The 15,507-nt window shown below is 37.0% G+C and carries 21 protein-coding genes and 1 pseudogene; 15 read left to right on the top strand and 7 right to left on the bottom strand.

Going from position 1 to position 15,507, the window contains the following annotated elements; translation table 11 throughout:
- Positions 1-432 precede the first annotated feature (432 nt).
- Together H5R88_RS01240 and H5R88_RS01235 are read right to left on the bottom strand one after the other, a co-directional pair.
- Entirely contained in the window at positions 433-582 is a 150-nt protein-coding gene (locus H5R88_RS01240; protein WP_182600104.1) for a hypothetical protein, read from the bottom strand.
- 14 nt (positions 583-596) lie between these two features.
- Positions 597-944 (bottom strand): winged helix-turn-helix transcriptional regulator, encoded by a 348-nt coding sequence (locus tag H5R88_RS01235; protein WP_182600077.1) that lies wholly within the window; start codon positions 942-944, stop codon positions 597-599.
- 137 nt (positions 945-1,081) lie between these two features.
- Here H5R88_RS01235 and H5R88_RS01230 point away from each other — a divergent pair, with 137 nt between their 5' ends.
- From H5R88_RS01230 to H5R88_RS01195, 8 genes and pseudogenes are all read left to right on the top strand, one after another.
- Positions 1,082-1,741, top strand: coding sequence for a DsbA family oxidoreductase (locus H5R88_RS01230; protein WP_182600076.1), 660 nt, complete (start codon positions 1,082-1,084; stop codon positions 1,739-1,741).
- Between the two features lie 14 nt (positions 1,742-1,755).
- Positions 1,756-2,409 (top strand): MBL fold metallo-hydrolase, encoded by a 654-nt coding sequence (locus H5R88_RS01225; RefSeq protein ID WP_182600075.1) that lies wholly within the window; start codon positions 1,756-1,758, stop codon positions 2,407-2,409.
- 123 nt (positions 2,410-2,532) lie between these two features.
- Positions 2,533-2,670: a hypothetical protein gene (locus H5R88_RS01220; RefSeq protein WP_182578425.1), complete on the top strand. Its 138-nt coding sequence runs from the start codon at positions 2,533-2,535 to the stop codon at positions 2,668-2,670.
- A 29-nt stretch (positions 2,671-2,699) separates the two neighbouring features.
- Entirely contained in the window at positions 2,700-3,026 is a 327-nt protein-coding gene (gene trxA / locus H5R88_RS01215; protein WP_182578424.1) for a thioredoxin, read from the top strand.
- On the top strand, positions 3,026-3,670 hold the full coding sequence (locus H5R88_RS01210) for a flavin reductase family protein (protein WP_182600074.1): 645 nt from the start codon (positions 3,026-3,028) through the stop codon (positions 3,668-3,670). The genes trxA and H5R88_RS01210 overlap by 1 nt, the downstream gene beginning before the upstream one ends.
- Positions 3,671-3,692: 22 nt before the next feature.
- Positions 3,693-4,430 (top strand): NADPH-dependent oxidoreductase, encoded by a 738-nt coding sequence (locus H5R88_RS01205; protein WP_372457356.1) that lies wholly within the window; start codon positions 3,693-3,695, stop codon positions 4,428-4,430.
- A 279-nt stretch (positions 4,431-4,709) separates the two neighbouring features.
- Positions 4,710-5,249, top strand: coding sequence for a TetR/AcrR family transcriptional regulator (locus H5R88_RS01200; protein WP_182600072.1), 540 nt, complete (start codon positions 4,710-4,712; stop codon positions 5,247-5,249).
- Positions 5,246-5,831, top strand: a pseudogene (locus tag H5R88_RS01195) (NAD(P)H-dependent oxidoreductase). The gene H5R88_RS01200 and the pseudogene H5R88_RS01195 overlap by 4 nt, the downstream one beginning before the upstream one ends.
- 27 nt (positions 5,832-5,858) lie before the next feature.
- Here the strand turns inward: H5R88_RS01195 and H5R88_RS01190 are convergent.
- Positions 5,859-6,719, bottom strand: a complete 861-nt coding sequence (locus H5R88_RS01190) for a LysR family transcriptional regulator (protein ID WP_182600071.1) — start codon at positions 6,717-6,719, stop codon at positions 5,859-5,861.
- A 271-nt stretch (positions 6,720-6,990) separates the two neighbouring features.
- Entirely contained in the window at positions 6,991-7,383 is a 393-nt protein-coding gene (locus H5R88_RS01185; RefSeq protein WP_182600070.1) for a hypothetical protein, read from the bottom strand.
- A gap of 565 nt (positions 7,384-7,948) precedes the next feature.
- On the opposite strand from H5R88_RS01185, the gene H5R88_RS01180 reads away from it, so the two are divergent.
- The 5 genes from H5R88_RS01180 (at position 7,949) to H5R88_RS01160 (ending at position 11,120) form a co-directional block, all read left to right on the top strand.
- Positions 7,949-8,593 carry a TetR/AcrR family transcriptional regulator gene (locus tag H5R88_RS01180; RefSeq protein ID WP_182600069.1) on the top strand — a complete coding sequence of 215 codons (645 nt, stop codon included), beginning with the start codon at positions 7,949-7,951 and terminating at the stop codon, positions 8,591-8,593.
- Positions 8,594-8,610: 17 nt separating this feature from the next.
- Positions 8,611-8,922: an HIT family protein gene (locus H5R88_RS01175; RefSeq protein WP_182600068.1), complete on the top strand. Its 312-nt coding sequence runs from the start codon at positions 8,611-8,613 to the stop codon at positions 8,920-8,922.
- Positions 8,923-8,932: 10 nt separating this feature from the next.
- Positions 8,933-9,649, top strand: coding sequence for an SIR2 family NAD-dependent protein deacylase (locus H5R88_RS01170; protein WP_182600067.1), 717 nt, complete (start codon positions 8,933-8,935; stop codon positions 9,647-9,649).
- Between the two features lie 146 nt (positions 9,650-9,795).
- A complete protein-coding gene (locus tag H5R88_RS01165) occupies positions 9,796-10,518 on the top strand; it encodes an SDR family oxidoreductase (protein ID WP_182600066.1) in 723 nt (240 codons plus the stop codon).
- 296 nt (positions 10,519-10,814) lie between these two features.
- Complete coding sequence (locus tag H5R88_RS01160; protein ID WP_182578419.1) at positions 10,815-11,120, top strand: GNAT family N-acetyltransferase; 306 nt, start codon at positions 10,815-10,817, stop codon at positions 11,118-11,120.
- Between the two features lie 29 nt (positions 11,121-11,149).
- On the opposite strand, the gene H5R88_RS09630 is transcribed toward H5R88_RS01160, so the two are convergent.
- Both H5R88_RS09630 and H5R88_RS09625 read right to left on the bottom strand, forming a co-directional pair.
- Positions 11,150-11,881: an MFS transporter gene (locus H5R88_RS09630; RefSeq protein WP_308182678.1), complete on the bottom strand. Its 732-nt coding sequence runs from the start codon at positions 11,879-11,881 to the stop codon at positions 11,150-11,152.
- Positions 11,845-12,342 carry an MFS transporter gene (locus H5R88_RS09625; protein ID WP_259393956.1) on the bottom strand — a complete coding sequence of 166 codons (498 nt, stop codon included), beginning with the start codon at positions 12,340-12,342 and terminating at the stop codon, positions 11,845-11,847. Before H5R88_RS09625 ends, H5R88_RS09630 begins: the two co-directional genes overlap by 37 nt.
- Before the next feature lie 127 nt (positions 12,343-12,469).
- Here H5R88_RS09625 and H5R88_RS01150 point away from each other — a divergent pair, with 127 nt between their 5' ends.
- Together H5R88_RS01150 and H5R88_RS01145 are read left to right on the top strand one after the other, a co-directional pair.
- Positions 12,470-12,850, top strand: a complete 381-nt coding sequence (locus H5R88_RS01150) for a winged helix-turn-helix transcriptional regulator (RefSeq protein WP_182578418.1) — start codon at positions 12,470-12,472, stop codon at positions 12,848-12,850.
- Between the two features lie 275 nt (positions 12,851-13,125).
- The gene (locus H5R88_RS01145; RefSeq protein ID WP_182600065.1) at positions 13,126-14,454 is read left to right on the top strand and encodes a dihydrolipoyl dehydrogenase family protein; all 1,329 of its coding nucleotides are present in this window, start codon (positions 13,126-13,128) and stop codon (positions 14,452-14,454) included.
- Between the two features lie 130 nt (positions 14,455-14,584).
- Here the strand turns inward: H5R88_RS01145 and H5R88_RS01140 are convergent, their stop codons facing one another.
- The gene (locus tag H5R88_RS01140) at positions 14,585-15,475 is read right to left on the bottom strand and encodes a LysR family transcriptional regulator (RefSeq protein WP_182600064.1); all 891 of its coding nucleotides are present in this window, start codon (positions 15,473-15,475) and stop codon (positions 14,585-14,587) included.
- Between the last annotated feature and the right edge of the window lie 32 nt (positions 15,476-15,507).

Genomic DNA, 15,507 nt, shown 5'->3' with positions numbered 1-15,507 from the left:
ACAGTTATGGTCTTTCATCCAGGGATATTCGCTGTTAATCAAAAATGATGTCACCACTTATGATCTCCCCAAGTCGTTAAAGTAACCCTCAGTCAAATGGTAGGAGGAAAATAATGGATACATTAATCATTTATTGTCATCCTTGTTAGTATTGTTGAAACTAAGCCCCAAGCCCATTGCTAAAATTGAAGTAATTTTATCAATAAGAGCGTGGGGGGGGAGCGAGACAAAAGTCACTCGTGACTTCGTTTTTCAACGCGAAGGTAGCCTCTGGGAGCCCCGCAAGCAACAATAGGCCTCCAAAGTTCGGTAAAGCCGAAGTTTGGAGGCCTATTGTTGTACTATACTGCACTATTTGTCTTTTGGGAAAGGAATCTGACTTATGTCACCACCTCTCCAAGTTGCTACTTATAGAATTATTATTTTGAAAAGCTACTTATTTTTCTCAACCTGATTTGAATTTTTCTTAGCTTCCATCAGCTTACGGTGTTCTTCAATATTGCAGCCATCAGGTCCACACATTCCATCAGCGGGCATATTAAGAATTTTGATTGAACTTAAGTCATTATTTTTGTTTGGCATTTTGGCTTCCTCCATTAATTATTATAATCTGGGCAGTTTTCCTTTCCCCAATCACAAACCATTTTTAAAATTGGTAGAAGGGAACTGCCTTTTTTGGTTAATGAATATTCAACTTTTGGTGGGATTTGAGGGTATTCGTGACGATTAATTAGTCCATTATCTTCTAGTTCTTTGAGCTTATTCGATAGGACCCGGTGAGTAATATTCCCTAATACATTTTTAATTTCACCATAACGCATTGTGCCACATTCGGAGAGACAGAATAAGATGTTCATCTTCCATTTGCCACTAATAAGTGCCATTGCATCATTAAATGGCTCCATGTCAATTTCTTTAAACGCTACTAATTCTTGCTTTTCCATTTTCACCATCCATTACTATTATTTTTGATACCAAGTATCCTAAAAGTGCATACTTGTATTTAGGATATACCAATTATATACTAAGAACATCAAAAAAACACTATCTTTTTGATAGTATGAGGAGGAATTTGATAATTATGATTAAGATTTCTATTTGGACTGACTACGCTTGCCCCTTCTGCTACATTGCCGAAGGACGACTTGATAACTTAATAGCTGAAATGGGAATTGCGGATCGAGTAGAATATGACTATCATAGCTTCGAGTTATATCCTGATGCGCCCAAGGACGTTACAGAAACAACAGTAGTCCGGTTTGCCAAAAAATACGGGTTAACAGAAGAAGAAGCTGCCTATCGAATTGATAAAATTTCTCAGATGGGTGAAGCAGAGGGGCTAACATTTAAGTATGCCTCCACGTTGAATACTAATAGTATGGATGCTCATCGACTGACTCAATATGCTAAGTCATTAAATGATCCTTTGCTTACTAAGAAAGTAATGGATTTACTATTTAAAGCATACTTTAGCGATAACCAAAAACTGGCGGATCATGATGTCCTATTAGATATCGCTAAAAAGGCCGGCTTGGAGCTAGCTAGCGTTAAGAAAGTTCTGGGAAGTAACGAATACTATGACGAAGTACGTGCCGACGAGAACTTTGTGATGACGCGTGGGATTAACGCCGTTCCGTTCATCGTAATTGACGGTAAGGGTGTCATGGGGGCGCAATCAAAGAAAATTTTTAAGCAATTACTTACAGAAGCTTTAGCTAAAGAGAATAAGGCGACTAAGTAAACTTGGTGATTAATATGAAATTATACATTCAACCGGTTAGGGATGTTTTCCAAACGAATGCTTATTTCTACATGAACGAGAAAACAGGCCATGGCTGCCTGATAGATCCTGGTGCGCAGCCGGAACTACTTTTGCAGATTGTTCGGCAACGGCACTGGCAGATTGATGCCATTATATTAACGCATGGACACTTTGATCATACTGGAGCCGTTGATCAATTAACGAAGGCTCTTAAAATACCATTTTATATTCATGAGCGAGGACCAGAGTATCTCGTTGACAATGAGTTGAATCTAGCTCATCAAAATAATCGACAGATTAAGATTGATCAAACTCCCCGGTTATTAAAGGATAATGATCATCTATCATTAGCGAAAGTGGGCGTCAACTTTGAATTGCTGTATGCGCCAGGACATTCGTTTGATTCGGTGGTTTATTATGACGCTCAAAACGGGATCGCCTTTGTAGGGGACGTCTTATATAATGATGGTCCTGGAATATGGCAGTTTCCTGGTGGTAATCAAACAGAGCTTATTAAAAGTTTAAAGCGGTTAAGTATGCTCCCAGATAATACTCGGTGCTTTGTTGGGCATACGCGGCCGATGCAAATTAGTCAGGTCAACTATATTCTCCAACACTTGACGGACTATCATCTCGGAGGTAACTAATGGAACATTATTGAGTTGATACTTAGGCATTGATTGAGGGAGCACCTTCACTAAAAGTGAGCTCCGTCAGAAGATTATGGATTACTTTGTTGCTAATTTACTTGCTTGTTGGATTGTATCTTAATGAAGGTTCGTTATCATACCAATCGTCCAGGAAACGTAATCGATTATCAAACTGCATTTAGCGATATTTTTGATATGGTAATTAAAAAGATGGATCGACAATCCTGTAGTGAAGAAGGAGAAAACAATAGTAAGTAAGCATCTTAAAATGAAAAGAGGTTATTAATATGAGTGTACAAGAAACAACGGATCAGTCTTTTGCTAAAGATACGAGTACGGGAATAACAGTGACTGACTTTTGGGCTACCTGGTGTGGCCCTTGCCGAATGCAGTCACCAGCCGTCGAAAAGGTAGCTGATGAACTGTCTAACGTCAAGTTCACTAAGATGGACGTGGATAGTAATCCGGAAACAGCTAAGAACTTAGGGATTATGAGCATTCCTACCTTAGTTATCAAAAAAGACGGAGTGGTTGTTAAGCAGTTAGTTGGCTATCACTCACCCGAACAAATCAAGAATGTTTTAAATAATTATAACTGGAAGGGGAATGATTAATGAACAATTTACATAGTTTTACTAGTGATCAATTATCAACCAGTGATAACTACAAATTACTCTCTGGTTTAATTATCCCCCGTACTATTGCTTGGGTAAGTACCCTAAATGAAGATGGTAGTGTTAACTTAGCCCCATTTAGCTTCTTTTCGTCTGTGCCAAGCAGTCGTCCCCTTATTACCTTAGGGATTGGTAATAAAGAGACAGGCGTTCCCAAAGATACAGTGCGCAACTTTCTTCGTGAAAAAGAAGGAGTTGTCCATATTCCTAACAAGGATGATCTCGTTACTCTTAATGCGACTTCGGCTACGATACCATATGGACAAAGTGAGGTAACTGAGCAAGAACTTAATTTAGTTCCCAGCAACGTAATTAAGACTCCAGCATTAGCGACATCAAGGGTGCGTTTAGAAACTAAGCTTTATAAAGAAGTCGTTGTTAATGATCATACCGGCAAGCAAGATGCATCTGTGTTACTGTTAGAAGTTGTTAATTACAGCATCGACCCTAAGATTGTTGATGATCGTTATTATACTAATATCACTCAACTTGATCCTCTTATCCGACTTTCTGGCCCTAATTATGGACACCTGTACGATATATACTCGTATGACCGCCCAGATCACGAGTCGCAACCATCATAGGATAATAATGAAAGGATCGATGATGATGAAGGATGAATTTTTTAAATTAATGGAGCAGCATGTTTCGGTGCGTAATTTTAAGGAAGAACCCTTGGAAAAAGATATTAAGGATCAACTATTGATGGCAGCTTATAGTGGATCCTCCTCGAATTTTTTACAAGCAACCTCAATTATTGAAGTTACTGATCCTAAAATACGCAATCAATTAGCAACAATTGCCCGTGCTCCACATGCTCAAAAGTCAGGTGCCTTTTTTGTCTTTGTCGCAGATATGTATCGGCTAGCAAAAGTGTTGGAACAAAAAGGTAATGCTGTAAAGCCAATTACCAGCATGGAGTCCCTAATGGTCAGTATAGTTGATACAACAATTAGTGCTGAGAATATGGCTTTAGCTGCTGAGGCGATTGGTCTAGGAATTTGCTATATTGGTGGAATTCGGAATGACCTAACTAAAGTAAGTACCCTCCTTGACCTACCTAAGTATACCGTGCCGCTCTTCGGCCTAACTATAGGAATACCAAAATCTAAAAATGATCCGAAACCAAGAATGCCGTTGAAGAATCATGTCTTCAATAATCGATATAATACTAATTTGAGTAGGAATTTGGCCGGATATGATGAGACAATGCGTGATTACTATGCTCATCGGAATAGTAATAGTATTACCAGTGATTGGACAACAAAAACTAGCGATTTTCTAACTAATTCACAACGGCCGGATATCGCACCGTTCTTACGGCACCAAGGCTTTGAAATCTAACACTGGTGGAGTATACGAGGAAAATTATTAATAAAACCTTTTGCGGTCAACATTAGGGGAGAAACTAATAGAAAAAGGTTGTTAAAACGCGACACACTGTCTGTGGTTTTACTTCTGAGAATATTCCAAATGAAACATTAATTAAAATTACTGAAATTGTTAGCGAACACCATCTCTGTATTAATCCGCAAAGATGGTGATTTTTTGACTAACTAAGATAACAGTGTTATCATAATGGCAATGTTCGAAATAACACTGTTATCTTAAAGGAGTGATTCAATGCCAAATACTACCGAACAAAGGATTATCAATAATACAATTAAGATGATTGACAATGAGGGCTATCAAAATATTTCATTAAGAAAACTCGCCCAACAGTTAAATATGACTACTGGGGCCTTTTATAAGCACTTTAAGAATAAGAATGAATTATTCTATCGAACTGCGCTTGTCTTATCTCAAAAGATAGTGGATTGGTTGCTGATTTCGAATGAACAAAATGCTTTTGCCCAACTGTTAGCAATGGCTCAAAATTTTTGTGAGCTATTTCAAACCAATCCTAGGCGAATGGATTTCCTATTCTTTAATCCCACGGTCATGAGTATTTATCACCAAACAAACACTGAATTTCCTTTCTTGAGTTTTGCGCGAGATTTAGCTAGTCAAGTTAACCCAGGGCGATTAAGCGATGAAGACTTTTTTAATCAAATTTGGTCTTTTATTCAAGGTTATGCCCTCTTGATTAAGAACCAGGTTACCAATTATGACCCTAATTTAGTCAAAACGACATTATTGGAGTTAACGGGGGAGTTAAAATGAGCGTTTTAATCATATATTGTCATCCATACGTCAAGAGTTTTAACCATGCAATCCTAGAACATGTACAGAAGAATTTACAAACTAGCCACCTTAATTACCATACGATTGACCTTTATTATGATGATTTTAATCCTACTTATTCAGCGAAAGAGCTTTCATTATATCATGATGGTGGAACGACTGATCCGCTGGTAAGTAAATATTTATCACTTTTGAAGAAATGTCAGACCGTGATTTTTATTACGGCCTTATTGGTGGAATGATATTCCGGGGATGCTGAAAGGATTTATTGATAAAGTAATGAAGGAGGGAGTAGACCAATCCCATACAGTTACTAAAACTGGGGTTAAGGGCGCACTAACTAATGTAAAACATTGTTATGTATTAACAACCTCCACTTCGCCGACCTGGTATATTCGTTTTTTCTTGGGCAATGCGATTAAGAAAATTTTCATTAATAAAACATTGAAGCAGTTAGGTTTTAGCAATATAAGCTGGCAAAATTTTGGTAGTGTCACTAATTCATCTCTTGCGAAGAGAAACAAATATCTCGATAAGGTAGCTCGGCAGACGTTTAAATAGAATTAAAATCAAAGGATAAATGATTCTTTATTTTCTTTTTAAGAGTCTAATAAATTGTTTCATATAGTTAGATTGATAAGCATTATTCCGAATATATGCATAATATTCCCTACTCGTAACTGGTGAACTAATATTGAGATAATATAAATTGTCAGTACTGTCAAAGAAATTTTTAATTTGTTTCGTGATAAAGGTTGCACCTAATCCACTAAAAGCCATGTGAAATGCCGTTTCTAATTGATATGCTTCTAGGATAGAGTGGGGATAAAAATTTAACTGGTCACAAAGTTGATCAATCAGCATTGTTAAGTCATTAGTAGGTGACAAGGTGATAAAGGGCAGTTTTTTAAGGAAATTCGGAATACCGTTAAACTTATGTTCCACCATAAAGGCTCTCGCTTGCTGATATTCGGAATCGCTAATAAAGTTTTTCGGAATTGCCAATAAAATCTTATCAGATTGTACAGCCCAGTGTCGAAGGGAATCATCTTGTTTTCCACAATGAATAGCTATATCGACATTTCCTACTTTGACTTCCCGCTTTAATAATTGAGTATTTCTTTCTATAATACTGACGTTAACATCCGGATATAGCCGATAAAAGTCCTTTAATACTGATGGGAGATAATATGAATTAAAATATTGGGAGGTGCCGACATGAAGTGTTTGGTGTTTTAATTTTTTATAATCCTGTAATTGATGATTGAAATCCTGTTCCGTTAATCGAATTTTATTGGTTGCGTTTAAAAATAATTGTAAGCCTAATTTTTGCTCTAGCTTTTTAATTGCTGTACTAAGGGTTGGCTCTGAAATATAAAGATTTTTGGCCGCCTTTGTCATGTTTCGTGTCTGACAGACCTCATAAAAATAACGATGTTCTAAATCCAAAATTAACCACCCTCATTTAATTATTGACAAAAATTATGTACTTAAGACAAATTTAGTGCTTATGAATTGCCGTATATAACTTTTTACGATTACAAAAGTAAATTAATATAATTGACGGAATCATAACCAGCATTACTAAGTAAAATCATCAAGTATTGGCTCAAGAGTCATTCTGACATCTAAACCAAAAAGAATGTGGCACTCGCCAAGCTGCTTTCTACATGATTTATTTTTTATATGCAACACTTTTGTAAAAAATGACGAAATAGATTTAAAAATTATTTTCTAGTTCCTCCATAACCGAGGGGATGAGAAATTCATGGATAATTTGCTCCCACTTGTTGTAAACTTTTTTCACTTTCTCGGGGTAAATTATGTTTTTCGTCATAATGTTATTTACCTGATCATCGACAGCTAATAATTTTGAATAAATTTTTTGTTCCTGCTTTGCACTCTCGTCATGTTCCATTACATTTACTGTTTGCTGTAATAGATCCAAGAAAGTTTCGTAATCGTCAAATAATTCAGTGTTTAGGTGGTTTAATAATAGTGATTTTCGTACAACTTTGTATTCATTTTCATCTAACTGAGTTGCTAATTTTTGTAAAATATTTTTTTCTGAACCGTTAAGCTTCATTGAACTTGTTTTCATTTGTTTAATCATAATTATTACCTTACTCTTTCTTTATAGCTTAAAAATTATTTAGAAGACCTTCACTTAATAAGCATAGCCCTGAAAAGTAACAATGACTAATATTTAAATGTTATGTTCCATAAATATAACTTATAACCTGCTACTAATACTTAGTCGTAGCTGCTTCTTTTAACTTGGCTCAAGTATTTAAGGGTAAAAGAATGAAATATGAAACTTTAACGGCCATTGATGAACTTGGTCAGATGATAATTCAGTCTATTTTAGATAATACCGATTAGGTTCCACGATTGTTAAAAATGATAAATACAATGTATGATTCCAGAAAATAAAATGTTATTAGGTTAAGTCAATTGATGCAGTAAGTAGACTTAACTTAATGACATTTTTAGTTTCAATTCTTTTTTAGGGAAGGCTAACCAAGTAGCAGTCAGCCTACCTGCATACTATGTGAAGTTACCTTGATTTGTAATCTCCGTTGCAATAAGTTTATTTTATTTTTTTGAGACTGTTTCTCCTAAAAGAGTATCATTCTTACAAAAAGTGGATATAATATTGAATATGAGGAGGGGTGAAGATGTCAAAAGAGCGACGGCGACAGCAAATGACTTATTTAATCTTAAATCGGATCATCAAAACGGGCTTTAGCGACTTAACAATGGAAGATTTCGTTAAAATGCTTCCTTTAAGTAGGGCCACGGTTTATCGTTATTTTAATTCCCGCCAAAAAGTGATTAGTGCAGTGGTGATTGAATATGTGAATTATATCGACCAGTTTGATTTGCCTTCCTTCATTCATGATGAAAATGACTGGATTGTTAATGTTGAAAAACAATTAGAAGCAGCACTGGTTTTTTACAGTCACTTTAGCGCGATCTTCTTAACTGATTTAAAAGCGGAATTTCCCCATGAATATCAGTTGCTTCAAGGGAAAATCGTTGACCATAATTTACACCTTCTGGAGTTTTTTCGGGCGGGGCAAGAAGCCGGAATTTTTAATTCGTCGAAACCAGAATTGTGGATTTTACAAGATCAATTGATGGTTCCACGAATCTATGCCCCCGACTACTTGCTTACTCACAAGTTAACAATCAAGGATGCGATTACTTCCTATGTGTTGATGAAGAGTCAGCAGATTATCAAGCCAAGGTATTTGAGTAAATTTGATCCATCATTCACCGCAACGGTTCTTGAAAAAATGAATTGCAAAATTAAATTTTAGCTGAGGTGGTGTTAAGAATGCAAAAATCGTGTATTTTTTGTGATAAACCAGCTAATGATCTTATATTAGAAAATGATCAGGCAAAAGCTTTTTATGATCTTCAACCAATGTCAAAAGGACATCTCTTAATTATGCCGAAAGGACATTATGTTACTTGGTTTGATGTTCCCGAAGATGTGCAGGTAAAAGTAATTGAGCTGATGAACGATGCAAAAAAGCAATTAGATAAACAATACCATCCCCAAGGTTATCAGGTATTTAGTCATGTTGGCAAAGCTGCTGGGCAAACGGTTTTTCATGCTCACATCCACTTAGTACCAGTTTATTAAGGAGGAAAAGATGTTCTTTAATCATTCAGATACCTTAGATAATATTCAAAAATTAGTGGATTTAGTTGCTAACGCTAAGCACACCTATGCAATTACGGGTGCCGGAATTTCGACTAATGCTGGTATTCCTGACCTGCGCCATTTGGCTAGTAGTGATAGCGGGTCATTATCGTCTGAAAGTTACTTGGAAGCTAACCCTACAGAATTCTATAACGACTTTCACCGGCTCTTTATTGACCCAATTTTTCACAATGGGCCAACCAAGAGTCACTATGCGTTAGCTGAGCTGGAAAAACAAGGTAAATTAGCTGGTGTCATCACCACTAATGTTGATTACCTTCATGAGCTTGCCGGTAGTCAGCAGGTGGCTGATATTTGGCGATCGTTAAATGTTAACCATTGTCTAACCTGTGGTCGGATTTATGATATTAAGATCTTAAACCAATCCGTCCCAAGATGTCCTGAATGCGGCGGCCTAATATCCCCTGATCCCGTTTATCACCATATTGGAATTGACGAAAATGCCTATGCCAAAGCAAATTCATGGATGGCTGTGGCAGACTTGGTAATCGTGATTGGGTCTAACGGCTACTATGGCAATGTTCTCCCTGGTGTCACTGTGGTAAACATTAATAACCGCCGTAATGATTTTGATGCCCGAGCAGATTTAATTATCCGTAGTGACTCTGATGCAGCAACAACTACCTTAATTGAAAACTTAAATTAAATATTAATCGAAATTCGGATAAGTAAGATTGCTAAAAATGAGCTCCATTCATTAGAATGATGAATGCGGGTCGAGGTTTGTTTTAAATATCAAATTATTATGGTTATCTATGTTAAAATTATGTTAAAAATAACGGAGGTACTATTATGAAAAAACTAGTTGTGATTACTGGAGCTAGTTCAGGCTTTGGGATGGCCCTTGCTAAATTGTTTAACCAAGATGGGTACCCTTTATTATTACTTGCTAGACGAGTAGAACGGTTGGAAGCATTAAATTTGAGCAATACTATTTGTCGCAAAGTAGATGTGACGGATCGAGAGGCCTTTCAAAAAGCAATCGATGACGCTGAACAACAATATGGCGAAACGGACCTCTTGATTAACTCTGCCGGCGTGATGCTTTTAGGTGATATTGAGACGCAAAACCCCGATGAATGGCAAAAGATGCTCGATGTTAATGTGATGGGTGTCTTGAACGGAATGCGTGCGGTCATGCCCCAAATGAAAAAGCGTCAAGGTGGCACAATCATGAATGTTGATTCTTTGGCTGGGATTGAGCCTTTTGAACATCACGCGGTTTATTGTGCTTCTAAGTACGCTGTGATGGGATTATCTGAGACTGCTCGTCAACAAATGGCTCCTTACAATGTCCGAGTTATGCGGATTTTACCAGGCGCGGTTAATACAGAATTACTCAGCCATACCACTAGTGATCAAATTAAAAATGATTATGTTGCTGGAAATAAGGCAGCAGGTATGGGAACAATTACTGCTGATGATATCGCAAAGTCAATTAAGTTTGCCTATGAATTACCGCAGGGGGTAAACTTGCGTGAAATTCAAATTGCTGATACCAAACAAGTTCTATAGTTAAAATATCCCAATCACCATCTCTGGGCGTTATGGAAGGCTCAAAGATGGTGATTTTATAATAAAAGGCGAAGAAGGGTAAGAATGATAAAGCATGGGCAATTAATAATAAGGCCCTTAGAGGAGCAACAGATAGTAGCAACAAGCAGGTTGATTAAACAATCTTGGCAAATTGCCTACCGGGATATCCTGCCCAATGACCAATTAACTCAACTTGATGAGCGGCTTTGGCAAAAAAAGTTTATTAACTACCGGTCGATATAATCTTGTGATGACCAGTCAAGACAAAATTTTAGGTGTTGTTAGTTTATGGGAAGACTCGTGCTGTAGAGGATGGTATGGGTGAACTAATGGCTATTTATGTCTTGCCTAATCAAGCAGGAAAAGGTATCGGTACACTTTTATTGAAAAACGCCGAAAAGGGTTTAAAATACTTAGGATATTCACATTTTGTGTTGTGGATGTTAGTACAGAACAAACCAGCAATCAAATTTTACGAAGCGCATGGTTGGCAATATAATGGTAAACAACAGAAAAAGATTATCTTGAACCGTAAAGTTAAGTTACTTCAGTATGAAAAAATAATAATTTCTGATAAATAAAAAGCACCCAAAATTGGATGCATTAAGGATTATCCTAGTGAACAAGATAGCCGCCGTTGATTCTCTAAATGGGCTTCGATAACCATTAAAAGTTCGGTTATCAGGAGTAAGCTGGCAGCAGCAATTGCAGTTTCACGTAGGCTCCACCAATTGATTACTTGTCCGCCGACAAATGAACCAAGCACGATCCCAAAGCTAAATGCAGAGATGTTAAGCGAGGACGCGATATCCATTGATTGTGGTCGATAGTCTTTAGCTAAGGTCAAAATATATGCCTGCAATACTGGTACGCTCATAAAAGCAAATAGGCCAAGAATGATAATATTAGAAATGGCCGGTATTAATGATACTGAAGAAAAGTAGAAAGTTAGTAAAAAAATGCCCTGGATCAGAAAAATGGCAAATAAAATTTTGACTGGTCTAGAATCACCAAGCTTGCCGCCGACACTATTTCCAATGGCAATAGCAATACCATAAATGATTAAAATAAGACTGATATATTTTCCTTTCACGAGGGTAATATTTTCTAAAATTGGTGACAGATAAGTAAAGGTAGCAAAAGTGCCATCATATCCTAGAATAGTAATTAAAAGCGTCAGTAAGATGTGTGGTTCCGAAAAAATGCGCAATTGTTCGCTGATATCAATTTTCTCTTTTTGTGATTTTTTATTTGGTAGCGCAAAAGTATTCATTACTAAGGCAATCATTCCGAGAAAGGCGATTATTAAAAAAGGAATTCTCCAACTGATAAAGGTACTAATGGAAGTTCCGAGTGGCGCTCCCAGGGCAGTAGCAATTGTAAAACCTGAAAAAATAAATCAATCGCCTTGGCCTGCTTGGATGGTCCGACCAGTGCTGCCGCAATAATTGAACTGAGGGCGAACAGTAGACCGTGTGCTGCTCCAGCAATAAAACGCCCGATAAGTACGGTGAGAAAGTTAGGTGCGGCCGCGATTAACAAATGGCTGAGAGAGAAAATTAACAGAGCACTAAGGATAACCTTTTTCTTTGCTAAATTATTGGTCAAAAGGGTTAAAATAGGTGCACCAATTGCTACCCCCAGGGCGTATAAAGTGGTAATCAAACCGGCTGTACTGGTTGAAATGCTAAATTCATGAGCAACAGCAGGTAAAACACCAACGCTAATAAATTCTGTAACTCCGACAGCAAAAAATGTTGTTGCCATCGCAAATAAAGCTAATTTTATTTTAGATATTTTCATTGTGGACCTCCGCATTAAATTGATTAATGATAGTTTACTTAATTTGCTATAAAAAAGTAAGCAGGTACAATGAAGTCTGTTGAGTACAAAAATGTAATAATTGAATAAAATAGGAGTTGTGACAGTAATGGCAGAAGAAATTTATCAATTAGCAGTTGATATAACATTGAAGACAATCTCTGGAAAATGGAAAACATCAATTTTGTGCAATTTAGGAACAGCCCCAATGAGAACTGGTGAACTAAAAAGAAGGCTTCCAGGAATCAGTCAGCGAATTCTAACTAAGCAGCTAAAAGAACTTGAAACAGATCAAATTATTAAAAGAAAAGTTTATCCAGAGGTTCCTCCGCGAGTTGAATATTGTTTGACCGAACATGGGAAGACTCTCAGAAAAATTTTATTAGAAATGTCTGAGTGGGGGTCTGAACATGCGGAATTACAGAATGCTAGCGGTCATAATTATGAGATTATTGATCAGAATCTAAAGGGCTTTCAAGATATGAGCTAATGAAAAGGTCGTAAAAGTAAGTAATTTAATTATTGAAATAAATAGATCATGGAGTGAGTATAACATGAATAAATAATGCTTAATTACCTTTACTGATGCTATTGCAGTCACTATTATGGTATTGAAAATACATGTGCTTGAGTATAATGCCTTAGCTGCAATTTGGGAGGGGAAAATAGCTTTTTGTTAATTGTAGGTTATTTTCTCTTTTCTGGAGCCTAGCTGGTATTTAAGTTAAAATTAATTTAATATTACGAAATTTTGGAGGACAAAACATGAAAAAGTATGATGATATTTTGATTGGATCAGGACCAGCCGCTTACAAGATGTCTAATCTCTTAGCAAAAACTGATCGTAAAGTGTTAGTAATCGAGGGTTTCGAATATGGGGGCACGTGTCCTAATTATGGTTGTGAGCCGAAAATCTTCCTGGAAGGGGCTGCGCGTACTGTTCTTCAATCTCAGCAACTCCTTGGACGGGGAATTAGTCAACCGGCAAAATTAAATTGGGAAGCCTTGATGCAGACGAAGCTAAATCGTTTTGATTCCTGGCCAGCCGAAACGCGGGAAATTATTAAAAAGACGCATGATGTTGAAGACGGTTATGCTAATTTTATTGATAATCGTACTGTAGAAGTTAATAACCATCGATATCAAGCAGATCATATTATTATAGCAACTGGCCAAGCACCGAACCTGTTAGATATTCCTGGCAAAGAATATCTGCATACCAGTTATGATTTACTTTCGTTAAAGAAACTCCCTCAGCGCATTGCGGTAATCGGTGCAGGTTTTGTTGGCTTAGAATTAGCGACACTTGTAGCTGCTGCGGGTGCTGAAGTAACAATCGTTGTTCATTCTGACCGTGCCCTTCGTGAATTTACCACGAAAGAAGATGAAGCATTGGTTAAGGCTATGAAGCAACGAGGAATAAGATTCAGTTTTAATACTGAAACACAAGCAGTGGCCCAGGGGGAAAATGGGTTAGTTGTTACTACGGACCATGGTGAAATTCAAGCAGATTATGTCCTTGCCGCTACTGGACGCCATCCAAATATTGAAAAATTGGGGCTGGAAAATACTGATATTAAGTATGATCGTCATGGAATTCAGGTCGATGGTCACTTAATGACAACCGTTAATGGTATTTATGCAATTGGGGATGTTATTAGTCGCAAACAACCTAAGCTAACCCCGGTTGCTGAATTTGAAGGGCAATATCTTTTTGATTATTTAACTAATAAAACAGAACAAAAGATTATTTACCCAACGATTGGTCAAGCGGCTTTTACATTCCCTGAGGTTGCTCGGGCTGGTGTTAATGCCGATGAGGTTATTGATGATTCGCAATACCAAGTTAAAACGGTTTCACTAAAGTACGGCAGTCTCTACGCTGGTCAAAATGATCAAATTAGTACCCTTACACTAGTTTTTAAAGACCACCAATTAGTGGGTGTTAGTGAGGTTGGTGACTACGCAGCTGATGATGTTAATAATTTCTTGCCAATTATTGGGTTGGATATTAGTGGGGCCGAATATCGGCAAAAAGTGATGACGATTTATCCAACCTTAGGAGATAAGGTTGCCGGACTGTTATTACCATAATAAATTAAAAAATCTCTTCTCTGATTTTGAAGAGATTTTTTTATTTTTCCAACTTAATTTTACAAATAGATACGCTTTTTTCTAAAAAATAGAAATCCACTAAAAGGTTAAGAGTTCTGTGAATTGTTAGCTACTCTGTTAGAATTTGGGAAAGTGTTTCAAGTGTAGGAGTTTTTACTCGTGGGGAAGCGAGGACTAAGTCTTGATGGTTATTAGGAGCATCAAGACTTACAAATTTTACTTGGTATTGCTCTTCTAAGCTACTATCGGCCATTGCAGAATAGATAAAAGAAACCTGTTGGTTATTAAGAGAAACTTGGGAAAGACCTTCCGCTAGGTTTGAAACATAGGTTTTTACATTAAAATGAAAGCCACTGGCAAGGGCCTGACCGATAACATAGTCGACAATCAATGGGGATTCTTTACGTTCTAATAGAACGAAGGATTCGTTTTTTAGGTCGGCCATTGATAGTTTTTGTTTATGACTGAGGGGGTTCTTTTTTGACATAATGATTTTTAGATGATTTTTTAAAAAAGTAGCTTGGACACGAATAGACTCGGGAATATAGGTTTCCAAGTTGATAAGTAAGTCTAATTGACCGCTTTGCCACTTTTCATTGAGTTCAAGTGGCGATAGTTCTGAGACAATTATTTGCAAGTGGGGGAAATGTCTTTTACAGACCTCAAGCTTTTGAGTCAGCTTTGTTCGATTGAAGTTTTTAGGAAAACCGATACGAACAACTTCAAGAAGAGGTTCGGGATGGGATTTGGGTTGAAACATAGTTGACAATTGTTCGAACTGTTCTAGGGTTTTAATTGTGGCCTGCAAAAAGGCTTCTCCGTCTGGGCTCAATGAGAGTGAATGACTATGCCGAATGAAGAGCTTAGTTCCAAGTTCTTGCTCTAGTTCGTGAATATGACGGCTTAAACTGGGTTGGGAAACAAATAGTTTGGCACTTGCTTTGGTAAAACTTAATTCTTCAGCGATAGTAACAAAGTATTTTAATGTCGATATTTTCATAAGCCCTCCTATGTATAAAAAAATTGTACTAT

This window comes from Limosilactobacillus agrestis (genome assembly GCF_014145585.1).
Classification (GTDB): domain Bacteria; phylum Bacillota; class Bacilli; order Lactobacillales; family Lactobacillaceae; genus Limosilactobacillus; species Limosilactobacillus agrestis.
Note: the sequence above shows the minus strand (reverse complement) of the source record. Positions and strands in the feature narration are given on the sequence as shown.